General features: G+C 70.7%; 19 protein-coding genes and 2 tRNA genes. 12 read left to right on the top strand and 9 right to left on the bottom strand.

Annotated features, from left to right (window positions below; translation table 11 throughout):
* Window positions 1-239 precede the first annotated feature (239 nt).
* The 6 genes from gyrB (at window position 240) to BN39_RS06180 (ending at window position 7,625) form a co-directional block, all read left to right on the top strand.
* Entirely contained in the window at window positions 240-2,303 is a 2,064-nt protein-coding gene (gene gyrB / locus BN39_RS06205; RefSeq protein WP_040766710.1) for a DNA topoisomerase (ATP-hydrolyzing) subunit B, read from the top strand.
* A 67-nt stretch (window positions 2,304-2,370) separates the two neighbouring features.
* Entirely contained in the window at window positions 2,371-4,878 is a 2,508-nt protein-coding gene (gene gyrA, locus BN39_RS06200) for a DNA gyrase subunit A (protein WP_019201500.1), read from the top strand.
* A 24-nt stretch (window positions 4,879-4,902) separates the two neighbouring features.
* A complete protein-coding gene (locus BN39_RS23840; RefSeq protein ID WP_019201499.1) occupies window positions 4,903-5,634 on the top strand; it encodes a DUF3566 domain-containing protein in 732 nt (243 codons plus the stop codon).
* Between the two features lie 61 nt (window positions 5,635-5,695).
* Window positions 5,696-5,772, top strand: a tRNA-Ile gene (locus tag BN39_RS06190).
* A gap of 11 nt (window positions 5,773-5,783) precedes the next feature.
* Window positions 5,784-5,856: transfer RNA gene (locus BN39_RS06185), tRNA-Ala, on the top strand.
* Window positions 5,857-6,026: 170 nt separating this feature from the next.
* Window positions 6,027-7,625, top strand: coding sequence for an FAD-binding protein (locus BN39_RS06180; RefSeq protein ID WP_019201498.1), 1,599 nt, complete (start codon window positions 6,027-6,029; stop codon window positions 7,623-7,625).
* A gap of 30 nt (window positions 7,626-7,655) precedes the next feature.
* Here the strand turns inward: BN39_RS06180 and BN39_RS23725 are convergent, their stop codons facing one another.
* The 5 genes from BN39_RS23725 to BN39_RS22105 all read right to left on the bottom strand — a co-directional run bounded on the left by BN39_RS23725 (window position 7,656) and on the right by BN39_RS22105 (window position 13,653).
* Window positions 7,656-8,945, bottom strand: a complete 1,290-nt coding sequence (locus BN39_RS23725; RefSeq protein ID WP_019201497.1) for an alpha/beta fold hydrolase — start codon at window positions 8,943-8,945, stop codon at window positions 7,656-7,658.
* Window positions 8,946-9,053: 108 nt separating this feature from the next.
* Window positions 9,054-10,289 carry an RNA polymerase sigma factor gene (locus BN39_RS06165; protein WP_019201496.1) on the bottom strand — a complete coding sequence of 412 codons (1,236 nt, stop codon included), beginning with the start codon at window positions 10,287-10,289 and terminating at the stop codon, window positions 9,054-9,056.
* On the bottom strand, window positions 10,286-10,654 hold the full coding sequence (locus BN39_RS06160; RefSeq protein ID WP_019201495.1) for a YciI family protein: 369 nt from the start codon (window positions 10,652-10,654) through the stop codon (window positions 10,286-10,288). The genes BN39_RS06165 and BN39_RS06160 overlap by 4 nt, the downstream gene beginning before the upstream one ends.
* 88 nt (window positions 10,655-10,742) lie before the next feature.
* Complete coding sequence (locus tag BN39_RS06155; RefSeq protein WP_081585939.1) at window positions 10,743-12,320, bottom strand: MFS transporter; 1,578 nt, start codon at window positions 12,318-12,320, stop codon at window positions 10,743-10,745.
* 4 nt (window positions 12,321-12,324) lie between these two features.
* Complete coding sequence (locus BN39_RS22105; protein WP_019201493.1) at window positions 12,325-13,653, bottom strand: glycosyltransferase; 1,329 nt, start codon at window positions 13,651-13,653, stop codon at window positions 12,325-12,327.
* A gap of 405 nt (window positions 13,654-14,058) precedes the next feature.
* Between BN39_RS22105 and BN39_RS06145 the strand changes: the two genes are divergently transcribed.
* From BN39_RS06145 to BN39_RS23430, 4 genes are all read left to right on the top strand, one after another.
* Window positions 14,059-14,892 (top strand): S1 family peptidase, encoded by an 834-nt coding sequence (locus tag BN39_RS06145; RefSeq protein WP_081586049.1) that lies wholly within the window; start codon window positions 14,059-14,061, stop codon window positions 14,890-14,892.
* Between the two features lie 156 nt (window positions 14,893-15,048).
* Entirely contained in the window at window positions 15,049-15,258 is a 210-nt protein-coding gene (locus BN39_RS06140) for a CbtB-domain containing protein (protein WP_019201491.1), read from the top strand.
* A gap of 11 nt (window positions 15,259-15,269) precedes the next feature.
* Window positions 15,270-16,016 carry a CbtA family protein gene (locus BN39_RS06135; protein WP_019201490.1) on the top strand — a complete coding sequence of 249 codons (747 nt, stop codon included), beginning with the start codon at window positions 15,270-15,272 and terminating at the stop codon, window positions 16,014-16,016.
* Between the two features lie 67 nt (window positions 16,017-16,083).
* Window positions 16,084-16,257: a hypothetical protein gene (locus BN39_RS23430; RefSeq protein WP_019201489.1), complete on the top strand. Its 174-nt coding sequence runs from the start codon at window positions 16,084-16,086 to the stop codon at window positions 16,255-16,257.
* Between the two features lie 38 nt (window positions 16,258-16,295).
* On the opposite strand, the gene BN39_RS06130 is transcribed toward BN39_RS23430, so the two are convergent.
* On the bottom strand, window positions 16,296-16,838 hold the full coding sequence (locus BN39_RS06130) for a hypothetical protein (RefSeq protein ID WP_019201488.1): 543 nt from the start codon (window positions 16,836-16,838) through the stop codon (window positions 16,296-16,298).
* A gap of 105 nt (window positions 16,839-16,943) precedes the next feature.
* Here BN39_RS06130 and BN39_RS06125 point away from each other — a divergent pair, with 105 nt between their 5' ends.
* Window positions 16,944-17,474 carry a peptidylprolyl isomerase gene (locus tag BN39_RS06125; protein ID WP_019201487.1) on the top strand — a complete coding sequence of 177 codons (531 nt, stop codon included), beginning with the start codon at window positions 16,944-16,946 and terminating at the stop codon, window positions 17,472-17,474.
* Between the two features lie 66 nt (window positions 17,475-17,540).
* On the opposite strand, the gene BN39_RS06120 is transcribed toward BN39_RS06125, so the two are convergent.
* Together BN39_RS06120 and crgA are read right to left on the bottom strand one after the other, a co-directional pair.
* Window positions 17,541-17,948: a PH domain-containing protein gene (locus BN39_RS06120; RefSeq protein ID WP_019201486.1), complete on the bottom strand. Its 408-nt coding sequence runs from the start codon at window positions 17,946-17,948 to the stop codon at window positions 17,541-17,543.
* A 54-nt stretch (window positions 17,949-18,002) separates the two neighbouring features.
* The gene (gene crgA, locus BN39_RS06115) at window positions 18,003-18,296 is read right to left on the bottom strand and encodes a cell division protein CrgA (protein WP_019201485.1); all 294 of its coding nucleotides are present in this window, start codon (window positions 18,294-18,296) and stop codon (window positions 18,003-18,005) included.
* Window positions 18,297-18,377: 81 nt separating this feature from the next.
* On the opposite strand from crgA, the gene BN39_RS06110 reads away from it, so the two are divergent.
* A complete protein-coding gene (locus BN39_RS06110; protein ID WP_019201484.1) occupies window positions 18,378-19,019 on the top strand; it encodes an aminodeoxychorismate/anthranilate synthase component II in 642 nt (213 codons plus the stop codon).
* Between the two features lie 60 nt (window positions 19,020-19,079).
* Here the strand turns inward: BN39_RS06110 and BN39_RS06105 are convergent.
* Window positions 19,080-20,137 (bottom strand): PASTA domain-containing protein (locus BN39_RS06105; protein WP_148281478.1); only part of this gene is annotated, 1,058 nt, incomplete at its 5' end.

Here is a 20,137-nt window from a genome sequence, read left to right as displayed (position 1 = left end):
GCCGCGCCGCATACGCGACGAGCTTCGTCCTGGGATGAACCGACCGAGACGCCCTCGATCGCGTCTGCGAGGCATTCAGGGCGTGTTACTCGCCTTCATGGTCGTGAAGGGGAGTAGACTGGAACGGCAAGAGCGGTTCGCGAACGGACCGCTGTCCGATCACCACCGTGGCGGGCCACGCCGAGAACCTGTTCCTGGCGTGCGCGCGGGTGGTTTCGACGAAGGAGCGCCAACACATCGTGGCGGCTGACAAGAACGCTGGAAAGTCCGGTTCGGGCAACTACGGCGCCGAATCCATCAAGCAGCTCGAGGGCCTCGAGGCGGTCCGCAAGCGACCGGGCATGTACATCGGTAGCACCGGCCCCCGCGGCCTGCACCACATGATCCAAGAGGTCGTGGACAACTCGGTCGACGAGGCGATGGCCGGCTACGCCACCCGCGTCGACGTGCGGCTGATGGAGGACGGCGGCGTCGAGGTGATCGACGACGGCCGCGGCATTCCCGTCGCCATGCACGCCAAGGGCATGCCCACGGTGCAGCTGGTGCTCACCTCGCTGCACGCCGGCGGCAAGTTCGACTCCGACGCCTATGCGGTGTCCGGCGGCCTGCACGGCGTCGGCGTCTCGGTGGTCAACGCGCTGTCCAGCCGGGTCGAGGTCGAGATCGACGTGGACGGCTACCACTGGCAGCAGAACTTCCACTGGGACGACAAGAAGCGCGACGTGGTCGCCGACGACCTGGTCAAGGGCGAGCCCACGGACCGGACCGGTACCACCGTGCGGTTCTGGGCGGACCCCAAGGTGTTCACCGAGACCACCTTCTACGACTTCGAGACGGTCTCGCGCCGGCTGCAGGAGATGGCCTTCCTCAACAAGGGCCTGACCATCGCCATCACCGACGAGCGGCCCGTGGTCGCGGTGCCGGACGAGGACCTCGGCGAGGAGGCCAAGTCCGCGCAGGAGGAGGCCAAGGAGGAGGCCGAGGCCACCGCGAAGCCGAAGAAGCGCGAGCGCATCTTCCACTACCCGGACGGCCTGGTCGACTACGTCAAGCACATCAACGCGCGGTCGTCCAAGCAGCCGATCCACTCCTCGATCATTTCCTTCGAGGGCAAGGAGAAGGGCCACGAGGTCGAGATCGCGATGCAGTGGAACACCGGCTACTCCGAGTCGGTGCACACCTTCGCCAACACCATCAACACCCATGAGGGCGGCACCCACGAAGAGGGTTTCCGCGCGGCGCTGACCGGAGTGGTCAAGGCCTACGCCAAGGACAAGAAGCTGGTCAAGGAGAAGGACGGCGATCTGACCGGCGACGACATCCGCGAGGGCCTCGCCGCCGTGATCTCCGTCAAGGTCGCGGAGCCGCAGTTCGAGGGCCAGACCAAGACCAAGCTCGGCAACACCGAGATCAAGGGCTTCGTGCAGAAGGTCTGCCGCGAGCAGCTGCAGTTCTGGTTCGACTCGAACCCGGCCGATGCCAAGACCATCGTGCAGAAGGCCGCGGCGTCGGCGCAGGCCCGCCTCGCCGCCCGTAAGGCGCGGGAACTGGTGCGGCGCAAGAGCGCAACCGACATCGGCGGCCTGCCCGGCAAGCTCGCCGACTGCCGCAGCAACGATCCCGACCTCTGCGAGGTGTACATCGTGGAGGGCGATTCCGCCGGCGGGTCCGCCAAGAGCGGCCGCGACTCGATGTACCAGGCGATCCTGCCGATCCGCGGCAAGATCATCAACGTCGAGAAGGCCCGGATCGACAAGGTGCTCAAGAACACCGAGGTGCAGTCGATCATCACCGCCTTCGGCACCGGCATCCACGACGAGTTCGACATCGCCAAACTGCGCTACAAGAAGATCGTGCTGATGGCGGACGCCGACGTGGACGGCCAGCACATCTCGACCCTGCTGCTGACCCTGTTGTTCCGCTTCATGCGGCCGCTCGTCGAGCACGGGCACGTGTACCTGGCGCAGCCCCCGCTGTACAAGCTCAAGTGGCAGAAGGGCGCCGATCCGGAGTTCGCCTACAGCGACTCCGAACGCGACGTGCTCCTGGCCGACGGCCTCAAGTCCGGCAAGAAGATCAACAAGGACGACGGCATCCAGCGCTACAAGGGCCTCGGCGAGATGAACGCCAAGGAGCTGTGGGAGACCACCATGGATCCGACGGTCCGCGTGCTCAAGCAGGTCACGCTCGACGACGCCGCGGCCGCCGACGAGCTGTTCTCGATCCTCATGGGCGAGGACGTGGTGGCCCGCCGCTCGTTCATCGCGCGCAACGCCAAGGACGTGCGGTTCCTCGACGTGTGACGCGCCGGCCCGGGCTCGAACCGGGCGTGCCGCGCACCGTCGAACCGCCTCAAGCTGAAGGACTTCCATGACTGACACCACCCCGCCCACCGAGACCGGTGGCCACGACCGGATCGAACCGGTCGACATCCAGCAGGAGATGCAGCGCAGCTACATCGACTACGCCATGAGCGTGATCGTGGGCCGCGCCCTCCCCGAGGTGCGCGACGGCATGAAGCCGGTGCAGCGCCGCATCCTCTACGCGTCCTACGACGCCGGCTACCGCCCCGACCGCAGCTACGTGAAGTCGGCCAAGCCGGTCGCCGACACGATGGGCAACTACCACCCGCACGGCGATTCGGCGATCTACGACGCCCTCGTGCGTCTCGCCCAGCCGTGGTCCATGCGGTACCCGCTGATCGACGGCCAGGGCAACTTCGGGTCGCCGGGTAACGACCCCGCCGCCGCCATGCGCTACACCGAGGCCCGCCTCACGCCGCTCGCGATGGAGATGCTGCGCGACATCGACGAGGAGACCGTCGATTTCATCCCCAACTACGACGGTAAGTCGATGGAGCCCACCGTGCTCCCGGCGCGCGTGCCGAACCTGCTGATGAACGGCTCCGGCGGCATCGCCGTGGGCATGGCCACCAACATCCCGCCGCACAACCTGCGGGAGATCGCCGACGCGGTGTTCTGGTGCCTCGACAACCACGAGGCGGACTCCGAGACCACCCTCGAAGCGTGCATGGACCGGGTCAAGGGCCCCGACTTCCCGACCTACGGCCTCATCGTGGGCAGCCAGGGGATCAAGGACGCCTACTCCACGGGCCGCGGCTCGATCCGTATGCGCGGCCGCGTGTCGGTGGAGGAGGACTCCAAGGGCGCAACGGAACTCGTCATCACCCAGCTGCCGTACCAGGTGAACCCGGACAACCTCGTGCTGTCGATTGCGGAGCAGGTGCGGGACGGCAAGATCGCCGGCATCAGCAAGATCGAGGACCAGTCCAGCGACCGCGTCGGCATGCGGATCGTGGTGCGGCTCAAGCGCGACGCCGTGGCCAAGGTGGTGCTGAACAACCTCTACAAGCACAGCCAGCTGCAGACCAGCTTCGGCGCCAACATGCTGTCCATCGTCGACGGGGTGCCGCGCACCCTGCGCCTGGACCAGATGATCCGCTACTACGTCACGCACCAGTTGGACGTCATCGTGCGGCGCACCCGGTACCGGCTGCGCAAGGCCGAGGAGCGGGCCCACATCCTGCGCGGCCTGGTCAAGGCGCTCGACGCCCTCGACGAGGTGATCGCCCTCATCCGGCGGTCGGAGACCACCGAGATCGCCCGCGCCGGCCTGATCGACCTGCTCGACATCGACGAGCTCCAGGCCAACGCGATCCTCGACATGCAGCTGCGCCGCCTCGCGGCCCTGGAGCGGCAGAAGATCATCGACCAGTTGGCTGAGATCGAACTCGAGATCGCTGACCTGAAGGACATTCTCGATCGTCCGGAGCGGCAGCGCGCCATCGTCCGCGACGAGCTGACCGAGATCGTGGAGAAGTACGGCGACGACCGCCGCACCGAGATCATCGCGGCCGACGGCGACGTCACCGACGAGGACCTCATCGCCCGCGAGGACGTGGTCGTCACCATCACCGAGACCGGCTACGCCAAGCGCACCAAGACCGATCTGTACCGCAGCCAGAAGCGCGGCGGTAAGGGCGTCAAGGGCGCGGACCTCAAGCAGGACGACATCGTGCGGCACTTCTTCGTGTGCTCCACCCACGACTGGATCCTGTTCTTCACCACCAAGGGTCGCGTCTACCGGGCCAAGGCGTACGAGCTGCCCGAGCAGAGCCGCACCGCCCGCGGCCAGCACGTGGCGAACCTGCTGGCATTCCAGCCGGAGGAGCGGATCGCCCAGGTCATCCAGATCAAGGGTTACGACGACGCCCCGTACCTGGTGCTGGCCACCAAGAACGGCCTCGTCAAGAAGTCCCGCCTGGAGGACTTCGACTCCAACCGCAGCGGCGGCATCGTCGCCATCAACCTGCGCGACGGCGACGAGCTCGTCGGCGCCGCGCTGGTCTCCTCCGAGGACGATCTGCTGCTGGTCAGCCGGAACGCGCAGTCGATCCGGTTCCACGCCAGCGACGAGGCGTTGCGTCCCATGGGCCGGGCAACCTCCGGTGTGCAGGGCATGCGGTTCAACGGAGACGATCAGCTGCTCGCGCTCAACGTCGTGCAGGAGGGCACCTACCTGCTCGTCGCGACCTCGGGCGGTTACGCCAAGCGGACGCCGATGGACGACTACCCTGTCCAGGGGCGCGGTGGCAAGGGCGTGCTGACGATCCAGTTCGACGCCAAGCGCGGCGATCTGGTCGGCGCACTCATCGTCGACGACGAGTCCGAGCTGTACGCGATCACATCCGGTGGCGGTGTGATCCGCACCGCGGCTCGCCAGGTCCGGAAGGCCGGCCGTCAAACCAAGGGCGTGCGGCTGATGAACCTCGGCGAAGGCACTACCCTGTTGGCCATCGCACGAAACGCGGACGAGACCGATGAGGTCGAAGCGGAGCAGCCGGCGACTGAGGAATAGTCGCCGCGACGTGAAGGAGCGCATGTGAGTACCCCTGGAACCGGACCCGGTCAGACTCCCGATCCCGGGCCGGACCAGGCGGGGCGGCAGCCGGTCCGCATCCCGCGCCGCGACACCGACGTCGGGCGCGCCGTCGACGCCCCCACCGAGGGCGTCGAGCGGGAGGAACTGCCGAAGAACCTGCCGGACCTCGACAAGATCCACCAGGTCGCCACCGAGCCCGTGCCCGCGGCACGGCCGGCGGCGCCCTCCGCCCCCGCAGCGGGTGCTGCTGCGGCGGGTGCCGGGGCCGCCGGCGTCGCGGCCTCGGCGTCGGGGTCGGAGCCGGGCGAGGCACCGTCGAACCTGCACACCGTGGGTCCGACCCGGGCCGCGGGCGTGAGGACGCAGGCCGCGGGCGGCCCCGTGCGGGCCGGAATGCAGCTGCGCTCCATCGACCCGTGGACCACGTTCAAGCTCGTCGGCGTGGTCTCCGTGGTGCTGTTCTTCGTGTGGATGATCGCCGTCGGCGCGCTCTACGTGATCCTCAACGGCATGGGCGTGTGGGAGAAGATCAACGACAGCGTGGGCACCCTGGTCAACGAGCAGGCCGGCGCCACGCTGCTCGGCGCGGGCGACGTGTTCACCTACGCCGGCCTGGTGGGCATCGCCAACGTCATCCTGATGACGGCGCTGGCCACCGTGGGCGCGTTCATCTACAACCTGTGCGCCGATCTGGTGGGCGGGATCGAGATCACGCTCGCGGATCGCGACTGACGTCCCGACCAGCGGTTTTGTAGAACCCGAGGTGCGCTGGTAATCTTTCACCTCGGTTCAAGGGCCTATAGCTCAGGCGGTTAGAGCGCTTCGCTGATAACGAAGAGGTCGGAGGTTCAAGTCCTCCTAGGCCCACCACACCCCCACTCGGGGCCTTAGCTCAGTTGGTAGAGCGCCGCCTTTGCAAGGCGGATGTCAGGAGTTCGAATCTCCTAGGCTCCACAGAGATCTCAGTTCCACGCGAAGCGGCCCCCGATACGTTCGGGGGCCGCTTTCGTCGTTCCCGTGTGTCCCCGCCGGCCGTGTGGCCGCGCCGGTCGCGCCGCCGCCGACCGCGTCCGAACTAGAACAAGTTACAGTTCGAGACGGGTTCCCGATGGAAGGCGGTCTCGATGACACAGGAGTGGACGGACACGACGGACGTGCTCGTGGTGGGGTACGGCGGCGCGGGAGTGGCCACGGCCCTGGCGGCCCGCGAGGCCGGGGCCGAGGTGCTCGCCGTGGACCGCTACCTCGGCGGCGGCGCGACCACCCTCTCCGGCGGCATCGTCTACGCGGGCGGCGGCACCGCGATACAGCGCACCGCGGGCGTCGACGACGATCCGGAGGCGATGTTCGCCTACCTGCGGGAGGAGACCGGCGACGTCGTGCGCGAGGAGACGCTGCGCAGATTCTGCGACGGCTCCGCGGCGATGATCGACTGGCTCCGCGGCCACGGCGTGCCGTTCGACCCCTCCGTCTGCCCGTACAAGACCTCGTACCCCACCGACGACTACTACCTGTACTTCTCCGGCAGCGAGAACTCCGGGCGCTTCCGCGACATCGCGGCGCCGCGGCAGCGGGGCCACCGCGCCCACGGCCCCGGCGTCTCCGGCAAGAAGCTGTTCCAGCCGCTCGCGGCGTCGGCCGCGGGGCACGGCGTGGACCTCCGCGCGGGCACCCGCGCCCTGCGCCTCGTGACCGAGGACGGGCGGGTGACGGGGATCGAGGCGAGCACGATCGCCGGCGCCCCGGCCGCGATCCGCCGGGCTTTCGCCGCCCTGTCCCGGATCTCCGCGAAACCCGGTGTCTACCACCCGGGCCTGCGCGCGCAGCTGCAGAAGCAGTTGGCGCGCATCGAGAACCGGTACGGGCAGCCGATCCGGATCCGCGCCCGCACCGGGGTCGTCCTCACGACGGGCGGGTTCATCGCGAACGGGGAGATGGTGGGCCGCCACGCCCCCGACTACCCGTGGGCGGAGGGCCTCCCGCTGGGAACCGCGGGCGACGACGGCAGCGGCATCACCATGGCGCAGCACCTGGGCGCCGCGACGGGCCGGATGGACGCGCTGTCCACGTGGCGGTTCATCGCGCCGCCGAGCGCGTACCTCGGCGCGCTCGCCGTGGACCGCGACGGCCGCCGCATGGTCGACGAATCCCGGTACGGCGCCGCGCTCGGCGCCGCGATCGCGGCCGCGCCCGGGCACCGCGCGTGGCTCCTGGTGGACGCGGAGCTCGCCCGCGACGCCCGCCGGCAGATCGGGGAGCAGACGGTGTGGTTCCAGCGCCTGCAGCTGGAGCGGCTGCTGCGGTTCGGCGCCGCGACCGGCGCCACCGTCGAGGAGGCCGCCACCCGCGCCGGCGTCGACCCCGCCGCGCTGCGCGCCACCGTCGACGCGCACAACGACGCGATCGCGCACGGCGCACCCGACCCCCAGGGCAAACCCGGCGACCTGCGCAGGCCGCTCCGCACCAGCCCGTACACGCTGCTCGACATCTCGTTCAGCTCCCGGCTGACGTACCCCATGCCGATGCTCACCTTGGGCGGCCTCCGCGTCGACGAGGAGACCGGGGCCGTGCGCGGCGAATCGGGGACGTCGATCCCCGGCCTGTACGCCGCGGGCCGGACGGCGGTGGGCATCTGCTCCGACTCGTACGTCAGCGGCCTCTCGCTCGCCGACTGCATCTTCTCCGGGCGCCGGGCCGGGACACACGCGGCGGCGGGGTCCTGACACCCGGGACCCCGCCGCCGGCAGGCGGATTCAGCGACGCACCATCGTCGAGGCGTAGCCCCCGCCGTTCGGGTACACCCAGGCACCGTCGAGCACCCGGTCTCCGTCCGAGAACTCGCCGCGGAAGTACGCCGGGCTGCCCGCCGGTCCGGCCCAGATGGTGAGCGTGTCGCCCACGAGCTCGTACGTGTAGTCCAGGGTGTTGCCCAGCGAGTCGTAGAACCGCGACGCCAGGTCCGCGCCCGCAGGCTCGCCGAACGGGCGCAGGTGGCCGATCACCTCGAGCCCGGTGACCTCCTCGCCGAACTGTTCCAACTCCACGTGCTGCAGCAGGAAGTGCCGGCCGGCCATCCACTCGTACCGCACGACGCCCTCGGCGCCGCCGGTCACCGTCCACTCGCCGACCAGCCGGTCGAGCGCCGCGACGGCCGCGCTCGGCTCGGGATCCGCACCGTCGACGGTGACGGTCCCGGCGGGGTCGCCCGACGGTGCCGGGATCGACCGGATGAATGCGCGCAGCTGCGCGGCGACGGGCTCCGGCGCCATCCAGAACGCGGAGTGGTCCTGCCCGTCCAGAGTGAGCAGCGTGGCGTGCGGCAGCAGGTTCGCGAGCGCCGAGGCGCCGCGCCGGATGAACTCCTCCCCGTTCTCGCCGACCGCCACCGCGACGGGGACGTCGATGTGCCAGCGGTCCGCCGGCAGCGGCGTCCCGTCCTGAAGACCCTCCAGGATCCGGCCGTCGTACGCGTAGGTGTGCGCGTATCGCACCATCTCCTGCCACGACGGATCCGCCTTCATCATCGGCAGGTACTCGGCGGGCACGCCGATCATCTCTGCCATGAAGAACTCGACAGCCTCGTCCCGGCGTCCCGCGGCGACGAGGGCCTCCTGGTGCGCGACGTAGCCGGCCGGGGCCGGGGTGCGGGAATCATCGACGATGAAGGGCGGCTCGTACAGGTAGACGCCCGCCACGCGGTCGCGCAGCGCGCTCGCGGCGTCGAGGGTCAGACCGCAACCCCCGGACCCGCCGGCGAGGAAGGCCGGCGCGCCCACTGCGTCGAGCAGAGCGGCGAGGTCGTCGATCTCGTTCGCCGGATCGTAGGGCTGCGGGTCGCCGCTGGCGCCACGACCGCGCCGGTCGTAGGTGATCACCGAGAAGTCCTCGGCGAGGGCCGCGGCGAGCCCCGCGACGCCGGTGCGGTCCTCGGCGACGTTGCTGATCACGACGATCGCGGGGCCGGAACCGGTGCGCTCGTAGGCGATGACGGTGCCGTCGGCAGAGGTGACGGTGGAAGTGACGGTGGTGCTGATGGCGTTCATGGCGGTGCTCCTTCGTGGTGTGCGGCCACCCCTCCGGCGGCCTTCACACGACACCTCGGAGCCGCCCCGGCGTTCTTGACACGTCCGGCTGAAAAGATTCCTCGGCCGTCACGCGGGAGAATCGTCCGCCCTGCCACGTAAGTACATCGACTCCACGTCGTTCGCGGTGAGATCCGCCGCGGCGAGGAACTCGGCGCGCGCCGCGTCGTCCCGTCCCGACCGCGCGAGCAGATGCGCCCGGACCGCATGCGCGCGATGCGCCGTGAGCGGGTGCCCCAGCAGTCCGTGCGCGCGGTCGAGGGTGTCCAAAAGGTCCAGGGCGGGCTGCTCACCGTACGCGTGCGCAACGGCGACGATCCGGGCGAGCATCACCGGCCCGCCGGGTTCGAGGTGTTCGAGGGCCAGGTACAGCGCCGCGATCTGCGGCCAGTCGGTCTCCGCGTCCGACCCGGCCTCGTCGTGCACCGCGGCGATCGCGGCCTGCAGGCGATACGGCCCGACGGGAGCCCGCGACCACGCGGCCTCGATGAGTGCCGTGCCCTCGTCGATCATCGACCGGTCCCACCGGCCCCGGTCCTGGTCCGCGAGTGGGACGAGCCCGCCGCCGGCGTCGGCCCGCGCCGCGCGGCGCGCATGCGTGAGGAGCATGAGCGCGAGCAGGCCCGCGGACTCCGGATCCTCCGGCGCTTCGCGGAACAGCAGGCGCGTCAGGCGGATCGCCTCCGTCGCGAGATCGGCGCGCTCCAGCACGTCGCCCGCCGTGGCGGTGTAGCCCTCGTTGAACACGAGGTAGAGAACTTTGCGCACGGAGCTCGCGCGGGCGGACAGATCGTCCGCCGCGGAGAACTCGAACCGGGCGCCGGCCTTACTCAGCTGCTTCTTCGCCCGGCTGATCCGCACGCCCATGGTCTGCTCGGTGACGCCGTAGGCGTGCGCGATCTCGGCGGTGGTGAGCCCGCCGACGGCGCGCAGGGTGAGCGCGACCCTCGACGCGGGTGACAGCACGGGGTGGCAGCACAGCAACAACACGTGCAGGCTGTCGTCCACGGCCAGCGCCTCGGTCCCGGCGCGTGCCGACTCCTCCGCGTACAGCTCGGCGCGGCGGCGATCCGCCTGTTGCGCGCGGATCAGGTCGATCATCCGCCGGTAGCCCACGCGGATGAGCCAGGACCGCGGATCGTCGGGGACGCCCTCGCCGGGCCACTGCCGCGCGGCCGCCAGCATGGCCTCCTGCGCTGCGTCCTCCGCTGCGTCGAACCTGCCGAACCGGCGCGCGAGCGCGCCCACCACGTGCGGGGCCTCCGCCCGCAGCGTGGCCTCCAGTGCGCGTGGCGAGACCGTCAAGCGAAGTCGTCGCCCATGATCGGGCGGATCTCCATCGGCTCGCCGAGAACGGCGACCATCCGCGCCACGATGTCCTTCGCGCGGTCCAGGCTCGACACGTCGATGATCGCGAAGGACGCCAGCACCTCTTTCAACTCGGCGTAGGGACCGTCGGTGATCACCACGGCCCCGTCCTGCTTCTGCACGGTGGTCGACATCACCGGATGCCCCAGCCCCTCGGCGCTGACGAACTCGCCCGTGGCGCGGAGCTCGGCCTCGAACTTCTGGTACTCGGCGAACGCCGCGAGGGCGTCCTCCGACGGGACGTCGGCCGTGGCGCCGTCCCACGCCTCGGCCGGGGTGTACCCCAGGAGTAGGAACTTCATATCGCCTCCGTGTCTCGTCGCCCGGCGGCTCGCCGACCGTGCTCCGGCGGCTCGCCACCCACGCGTCGACGGTAGCGTGGCCGTGACCTCAGCGCGTGGAATCGACGGTGGCGGCCCGGGATCCGCGCGCCCGACGGTGCGTGCCCACGTACCGGGTGCGCATGAACGCGAGGACCGCCAGGCAGCCGATCACGGCGACCCCGGCCGCGACGAGATTCGCCGCGTGCATCGCCGAGACGAAGCCCTGCTGCACGACGTGCTGCAGCAGGCCCTGGATCTGCGGGGGCGCGCCGACCACCGCGCGGATGCCGCCGATCACCGAGGACTCCGCCGTCGACCGCAGCTCCGGCGGCAGCGGCAGCGACGCCGTGTCGGAGGCGACCTTCGACGAATACATGTGCGCCACCACGGAACCCAGGATCGCCACCCCCAGCGCGCCGCCGATCTCGCGGGTGGTGTCGTTGACCGCGGATCCGGCGCCCGCCTCACCCGACGGGACCGACGCCATGATCGAGGCCGTCGCCGGGCCCTGCACCAGCGCGAGGCCGGCGGCGATGACCCCCATGGCGGGCAGGATCTGCGTCAAGTAGTCGGCCGCCTCGGTGAGCTTCGCGGTGAGCACGAATCCCACCGCCATGAGCGCGAGCCCGCCCGCGATGGTGCGCCGCACCTGGCGCTCGGTCTTGGCCAGCACCGCGAGCGGCGCGATGGCGACCGCGACGAGGGCGAACGGGAGCACCCGCACCGCGGTCTCCAGCGGGCTGTACCCGAGGACCGCCTGGAAGTACATCATCGTCACGAACACGAAGCCCAGCAGGCAGAAGAACGCCGAGCAGATCGCGAACGCGGCGGAGGAGAACGTCCGCGACGCGAACAGCGACATGTCCAGTACCGGATCGGTGCGCCGCCGCTCGTAGGCGATGAACGAGGCCAGCAGGACCACGGCGCCCAGCAGGCCCCCGACGGTTTCGACGCTGCCCCAGCCGAAGTTCGGGGCCTCGATGAGCGCCCACACCAGGAGGGACACCCCTGAGATGGAGAGCAGCACACCGACGGCGTCGAACGAGGCCTGGTGGGAGCCGAAGGATTCCGGCACCAGCGCCGCCGCCCCGGCGATCGCGAGGAGCGACATGGGCACGTTGATCCAGAACACCGACGACCACGCGAAGTGCTCCACGAGGTAGCCGCCCACCACCGGGCCCACCGCGATCGACGCGCCGGCGGAGGCCGACCACGCCGCGATCGCCGTGTTGCGGGCGTGCTTCTCGGGAAACAGGTCCGAGATGATCGCGAGGGTCGCCGGGAAGACCAGCGCCGCAGCGGCTCCCAGGCCGGCGCGCGCGGTGATCAACTGCGCCAGCGACGTGGAGCGGGTGGCCAGGATCGAGACCGCGGCGAACAGCACCAGACCCGTGATGAGGGCCTTCCGCCGGCCGAACCGGTCGCAGAAGTAGCCCATCGCCAGCAGGAGGCCGGCGAACACCAGCGTGTAGGCGTCCACGATCCACTGCAGCGCGCTCATCCCGCCGCCGAACTCGCGGCTCAGCGTGGGCAGCGCGATGGTGACGATGCTGTTGTCCATGCCGGTCATCACGACCGCGATGCACACGGTCCCGAGCGACACCCAGCGCTTCGATCCGGAGAGGGTCCGGTGGGGTCCTGGCATGCCTCTAGACTCGCCCCGCGCCCTCCGGGGCCCCGCGCCGGGGGCCCGCACTGGCGATGAACGCGTCGAACGCGGCGATGAACTCACGGCAGCCGTCGAGGTCGGCGGCGGCTTCGGAGCCGAGCTCCCGGGCTCCGGCCACGATCGACTCGTCGCGGACCAGTGCGAGCACGCCCTGTGCGAGCGACTCGGCCGTCATGTCCCGCCGGGAGGACACGATCCCCGCCCCGCGGGCCTCGATCCGCCGTCCCCAGAAGTGCTGGTCGAACGCCTGGCTGCACACCAGCGACGGTGCGCCCGACGCCGCCGCGATCGCCGTGGTGCCGGCGCCGCCGTGGTGCACCAGCGCCGCGCACCGCGGGAACACCGCGTCGTGATCGACATCGGGCACCACCAGCAGGTCCGGCGTGTCCAGCACCTCGTCGCCGGTGCGCGCCGACCAGCCCGGGACCGCGAGCACGCGCATCCCCTCGCGGGCGAGGCGCGCGGACAGGTCGCCGAGCACACCGTCGAAATCGACGATCGGCATGCTGCCGAACCCGACGTAGACGATCGGGCGGTCGTCCTGCGCGATCCAGGCCTCGACCTCGGCGTCGAGGGGCGCACGATCGGCGGCGCGGTCGCGGAGTCGGATGAAGCCGATCCGCGGCTGGTTCATGTCGACGATCGTGCGCGGCGGCACCAGCGCGCGGCCGAAGGCGCCGACCCGCAACAGGTCCCGTCGCCTGAGCACCGAGCGCGGGTTGACGATGCGGTGCGGGTAGCCCACGCGCTCGGCCAGGTGCACCGTCTTCTTGTAGATGCTCAGCGCCCAGCCCACGTCGAACAGGCGGTAGGTCCACGGGATCAGGGCCGGTACCTTCGCGACGAAGTCCTGCAGTCCGGGCCCGAGGATGGGGTTCGGGACCGGCGTGTGCGCGTCGCCGGGGAAGTACTCCAGCATGACGAGCGGGGTGCGCTCACGGTGGGTGACCAGGGCGGCGCGCTCCTCGATGATGCGCGTGCTGATCACGCAGTCCACGTCCCGGCACAATGCCGTGAGGTGCTCGTCGAACTCGTCGGCGTGCGCGTCGGCGAGCTTGCCCACCGCGCGCAACTGCGTGGCCGTGCCGGTGCCGAAGAACTTCTTCTGTCCCAGCGGGGACTGCAGGAAATCCTTGAGGTTCAGCGTGGTGAGGACGTGTGGTTCGAACCCGTGTGATTCGACGAGCCGTCGCGATTCGACGGTGCAGCCGATCTTCACCGTGTCGCCGCGGGCGACGAAGACGTGGGCCAGGGCCAGCAGCGGGCTGATGTCCCCGCGGGAGCCCATGCAGGCGATTGCGATGCGCACTGTGGCCGCATCCCTTCGTTCGTGTGGATATCGTGACGATCGACCGTGTTTCTGCGGCGTGAAGACGGTAACAGCAGTCGCACACGGGATTCAGCAGGCGAGGACCATTCATCGGAGCAATCACGGCAGAAAAGCGGCAAAAGACCAATCGCGTAACCATTTTCGTGGCATCCACCCGATGGATTCGCGCATTTCGTTCGATCCACGCTGATGCATCGGGTGCGGCGCCGACCGCGAATGGAACCGTCGTGGCCATGCGTTTCCCTTTTCTCGGTACGATCCCTGCCGTGACTAAGCACCTCGCCGGGTGAGGACCCTGCTCGAGAGGATGTTTCTCGTGAGGCCGAAGCGCGAATCACCGGATTCGCCCGGCCGCCGACGCGGAAGGGACGTGCAGGGATGGGGATGAAGCGAACGGGCTTCGGCCGGGCTGCCGCGATCGCAGGTATCGCGGCCATCGCCGGGGGAGTGGTGGCCGCACCGACGGCCACGGCCGCACCGGCTTCGGTGACGGTGGCCCCCGGCTCCGAGATCGCCGTGGTGCAGGAGAAGACCGCCGACGGCCGCGTCATGGCGTCGAAGTGCACGGTCGGATTCATCGCCGTCCGCCCCGACGGGCGCCGGGTGGCCATGACCGCGGGTCACTGCGGCAAGGCCGGCCAGGACGTCGGCGTCCCCGCACCCGGACGGCCCAACACCCTGCAGCGCGTGGGCGTCGTCGCCCAGTCCTCGAACCCGCCCACCCGGATCGACCCCGAGACCGGCAGCGCCGGCCCTGCGGACCCGCTGGCGCCGGACTGGGCCGTCGTGGACCTGCAGCGCGGCACGCCGACCGCCGCGAGCCGCGGCCCGGTGCAGCCCACCCGCGTGGGCGTCGCGCGCGTCGGCGACCGCGTGTGCCAGCAGGGCGTCACCTCCGGCTGGAAGTGCGGAAAGGTCAGGGCGGCCAGCGCCACCCAGATCCACACGGACATCGGTGCGCGGCAGGGCGACAGCGGCGGGCCCCTGGTGCGGCTGTCCGACGGTGCCGCCCTCGGGCTCACGTCCGCGGGCAACCGGGACGACGAGCCCGGCGCCGGCCCCCGGGTCACCATCTACTGGAGCATCAAGGACGCGCTCGCGCGGGCCGGCGGCCTGAAGCTGGCGACCGCCGGCACCCCCGCACCGGGCAGCCTCGTCTCCGCACCGGAGCAGTCGAGGGTCTACTACACCCTGGCCGGCACCGTCGGGCGTTCCTGACCGCGCGTTCCCGCGCTACGATTCGTCACGCCGCAGCGGAATCCCTCGGGGAGCGGTCGCGCCACTGTGAAGCCAGACCCGCTCGGCGACCCGGCACTGCCGGGAACCACGTAACCGCCTATCCGGGCGCGAAACCCCGGACGAAGGAGCGCCGCCATGGCGAACACCACCACCGCGCACGCCGGTGACCTGTCTCTGCACCTCTCCCGACGCGCGGTGACGCTCTGCGCCGCACTGATCTCGGCCGTGCTGGGCTACTACTTCATCGGCATCGACCAGGGGGCCGTGTCGGTGTTCGGCAACGACACCCACATCCACGAGTTCTTCCACGACGCCCGGCACTTCCTGGGCTTCCCCTGCCACTGATCGGGGGAGCCGTGGAGAAGCAGGTCATAGCCCGCGGCGTGCTCGCCGGGGCGATCGCAGGAGTGCTCGCCTTCGTGTTCGGCCGGATCATGGTGGAACCCGTGATCCGGCGGGCCATCGAATTCCAGGAGCGGTCGGAGGCCGCAGAGCACGCCGGCCACGCAGCGACGGCCGACGCCCCCGAGGTGTTCAGCCGCACCGTGCAGGAGAACCTCGGCTTCGGCGCCGGGCTGATCCTGTTCGGCGCCGTTCTCGGCGCGCTGTTCGCCGTCGCGTACTGCGTCGCCGCGCCGAAGGTCCCGTCGTGGAGCCCCCGCGCGCTGGCGCTCGCCGTCGCGGGATCGCTGTTCCTGGGTGTGTACGCCGTGCCGTACCTCAAGTACCCGCCCAACCCGCCCGGCGTCGGCGACCCCGACTCCATCGGCGAACGCACGGGGACGTACCTGCTGCTGGTCGCGATCGGCGTCGCCCTGGTCGCGGCCGCGTGGGCGGTGGCGCTCGCCGCCGCCGACCGGCTCGGCGGCTGGAGCGCCGCCCTCGTGGGCGGTGCCGTGGTGCTCGCCGGCGCGGTCCTCGCCTACCTGGTGCTGCCGGCGCCGTTGTCCGCCGGGGACTTCCCCGCCGACGACCTGACCGCGTTCCGGACGTACTCGTTCCTCGCGCAGGCCGTCCTCTTCGGCGGCATCGGGCTGATCGGCGGCGAGCTGCTGCAGCGGCTCACCGTGTCCCGCGGCACCCGCGAGGCCGTCGCCGCGTAGCGCGGACCGTCGGGCCCGGCCGGCGCGACGTCCCGGCCGGCCGGGCCTCGGGGGCTACGCTGGGCCCATGAACCGCCGCTGCGCCCTGTCGTGGTTCGCCGCGCTGCTCTTCCTCGTCGCCGCCGCGGTGACGCACTACCGCGGCGGCATGGGCGGCGTGGACGGCCTGTGCTTCGTGCTCGCGCTCGCCTGGATGCTGGTCGGCATCCAGACGCACCAGCCCGCGGGCTGGCGCGGCTGACGCGCCGGACCGCGGGCGGTACGGATCGGGACCCGGGGCTACTCGCCCCGCTTGCGCGGATCGTCCTCCGCGGGCACCACGTCGACCTCCTCCGCGCCCTCGACCTCTTCGAGGGAGGCCGGCGCGCTGTCACCCGTCGCGCCCGTGGCGGGGCGCAGACGCGGCGGCTCGGGTGCGACCGGCGGATCCGACGGGGTGCGCAGCAGCTTGAACGCCACGCCGCCGAGGGCGAGCACCGCGACCACGGCGAGCGCGATCAGCAGGGGCCTGCGGCGGTTCGGGGCCGCCGCGTCGCCGTCCCCGAGCGTCACAGGCGTCGCGTCGTCGGGCACCTGCGGCCCGGCGATCGCCGAGCGGACCAGGGCGATCAGGGCGGTGAACAGCTTGCCCGCCGCCGAGGCGCCGAGGCCGGTGAGGGCGCGGGTCACGTTGAGCGGGCCGAGGAAGCTCTGGGCGAGCCCCGAGGCGAGGCGCTGGGAATCGGTGGGCCGGGCCGGGGCCTCGGCGAGAGGGCCGGCGAGAGGGCCGGCGGGGGAGCCGTCGGCGGACGGGGCGTCGTCGACGAGGGGAGCGGTGGCCATCGTGGCGGATCCTTTCGGCGTACGGCATTGCGATCGCATCTACCGCATTGTCGCGGTTTCATCAGCTCGACCGGTCGTGTCCGCCTTCAGTGGCAGAATGGCGGTGTGACCAACTCCAACGCTACCGCCCACGCGACCCTGCACACCTCCGAAGGCGACATCCGCATCGCGCTGTTCGGCAACCACGCTCCCGTCACCGTGGCGAACTTCGTCGGACTCGCCCAGGGCACCAAGGACTACACCACGACCAACGCGTCGGGTGGCACGTCGGGCCCGTTCTACGACGGATCCATCTTCCACCGGATCATCGACGGCTTCATGATCCAGGGCGGCGATCCCACCGGCACCGGTACCGGCGGCCCGGGATACGACTTCGTCGACGAGTTCCACCCGGAGCTGCGCTTCGACCACCCGTACATCCTGGCGATGGCCAACATCGGGCGCCCCGCGACCAACGGCTCGCAGTTCTTCATCACCGTGGGCAAGACGCCGCACCTCAACAACCGCCACACCATCTTCGGTGAGGTCGAGGACGAGGACAGCAAGCGCGTCGTGGACGCCATCGCGCAGGCGCAGACCGACCGCGCGGATCGCCCCGTCAAGCAGGTGACGATCAACTCGATCACCGTCGAGTAGAAGACCCCCGTCGCCCACGCCCGGCCGGAACACCCGGCCGGGCGTCGGCGTCTCCGGAGCATCCCGCTACGGCTGGGGCCGCAGCTCCTCCAGGCGCTGGGCCACGACGGTCGGCGCCTCCCCGAGCTCCCAGCGGCCGAGGAACAGCAGATCGTCGCCGCGGGTGAGTTCCAGCAGCACGGACTCGCGGCCCCAGTGCCGCGTGCTGGTGCGCTTGACCTCCAGGCCGTCCCAGGGGAACACCTTCCGGCCGAACGCACCGCGGTAGGTGACCCCCGCATCGTCGGCCTTGAGGCGCGGGCGCAGCACCAGGACCGAGGTCCCGAGGTAGAGCAGGATCAGCGATCCCACGCCGATCAGAACCACCCCGACGGGGTCCTTGATCGCGCCGGAGAACGCGGTCGCGGCCCCCATCGCCAGCGCGGCGACGATCAGGACGACGCCGACGCCGCGCGGCGCACTCCAATTGTCCACAGGTTCATCCACAGCTGGGGATAAATGACATCGATGTGATTTGCCTGGTCAGGGCTATTTCCACCACATGGTCATCAACAGACCCGTGATCATCAGGCCGAAACCGATCGCGAAGTTCCACGGGCCCAGGGTCACCATCCACTCGAGCGGCTTCCCCGGGGCGCCCATGCCGTTCTCGTCGGCGCCGATGTAGTAGACCAGCAGCCAACCCAGGCCGGCGAGCATGAAGCCCAGGAACAGCACCACGAACCAGCGGCCCGACGGGGCGCTCACCTTCACCGGCGTGCGCGAATCCGCGGACGTGTTGATGGTGTAGTCAGTCTTCTTGCGGACCTTCGACTTGGGCATGACATCCTTCTACCTGGGTGCGTTTCACCAGTCAGGTTATCGGATGTGCCGCCGTGACCGCATCGACGTACGCTTACCCCCGTGCGGATCCTCGTCGTCGACAACTATGACAGCTTCGTGTTCAACCTGGTCCAGTACCTGGGCCAGCTGGGCGTCGAGGCCGACGTGTGGCGCAACGACGACCCGCGACTGGACGATCCGGCCGCCGCGGCCGCGCGGTACGACGGCGTGCTCCTCAGCCCCGGCCCCGGGACGCCGCAGCGCGCCGGGCAGACCATGCCGATGGTGGCCGCCGCCCGCGACGCGGGCTCCCCGCTACTGGGCGTGTGCCTGGGCCACCAGGCCATCGGCGCCGTGTTCGGGGCCACCGTCGACCGCGCGCCCGAGCTGTTGCACGGCAAGACGTCCCTGGTGCACCACAACGGCCACGGCGTGCTGGCCGGGCTCCCCGACCCCTTCACGGCCACCCGCTACCACTCGCTGACCGTGCTCGAGCCCACCATCCCCGACGTCCTGGAGATCACCGGCCGCACCGAATCCGGCGTGGTCATGGGGTTCCAGCACCGGGAACTGCCGATCCACGGGGTGCAGTTCCACCCCGAGTCCGTGCTCACCCAGGGCGGGCACCGGATGCTGGCCAACTGGCTCGCGGTGTGCGGCCTGGAGATCCCCGAGGCGCGCGTCGCCGAGCTCGAGAACGAGGTGGCCGCCGCGCTCGCGTGAGCGCGGCGGACCGTCGAACCGGCCGAACCGCCCGGGCCGTGCGCCCGGGCGACCGGCGGTCTACTGCCGGACCTCCAGCAGGACGTTGGCGGTGGAGTCCATCCGGGAACCGGGCTCCGGCACCGTGCGCCACACCTTGTTCCGGTCCCACGGGAAGCCGGCCGGTGCGGTCGCCTGCGACTTGATGTTGTCCGGCGCGAAGCCGGCCGCGATCAGCGCCGCGCGGGCCGCGTTGACGTCCTGATTGATCACGTTCGGCATCACCAGCTGCTTGGCCTTGGCCACCTGCAGCGTGACGGTGGTGCCCTTGTCCACGTTCTGGCCGGCCGACGGGTTCTGTCCGACGACGGTGCCGGCCTTCTCCGAGCTCTCGATCTCGCGGACCTCGACCTTGAAGCCGGCGCCCTCGAGATTCGACGTCGCCTGGGACACCTGGGTGCCGGTCACGTCCGGCACGCGCACCTGCTCGGGGCCCGTGCTGATGGTGAGGACGACGGGCGTGTTCTGCGGGCTGTTCGAACCCACCGCCGGGTTGGTGGAGATCACGGCACCCGACTTCACGGTGGCCGACGGCTCGCGCTTCGGGTCCTTGGCCACGGCGAAGCCCGCCTTGGTGAGGATGTCGCGGGCCTCCGGCTCCGGCCGGTTCGCCACGTCCGGGACGCGCTCGATCTTGGGGCCCGTGGAGACCTGCATGACCACGGTCGAGCCCTTCGCGGCCCGGGAATCGGGCCCGGGGATCGTGGAGATCACCCGTTCGGCGGGCACGGCGTTGTCCGGGACGCGCTGCATCTGGACGTTGAACCCGAGCTTCTGGAGGGCCACCTGGGCGTCCGCGGCGGGCTCGTTGATCTGGGAGGTCACGGTGACCTGCTGTTCGCCCTCCGAGCCGCTCAGCAGGTACCACGTGGTGCCGCCGATCAGGATCACGGCGATGATCGCCGCCGACGCCCACAGCAGCAGCTTGGACCGGCCGCCCCGCTTCTGTTCGGCGCGACGCCGGCGGGCCGCGGGGATCGGGGTGGGGCTGACGACCTCGGTCTTCGGATCGTCGTCGTCCGCCGGCGTCGCCGGGCGGCCCGCGTCGCCGTTCGCCGCTGCGCCGGCCGCGGCACCTC

The sequence above is a fragment of the Tsukamurella sp. 1534 genome (assembly GCF_000312385.1).
In the GTDB taxonomy this organism is placed as follows: Bacteria; Actinomycetota; Actinomycetes; order Mycobacteriales; family Mycobacteriaceae; genus Tsukamurella.
Note: the sequence above shows the minus strand (reverse complement) of the source record. Positions and strands in the feature narration are given on the sequence as shown.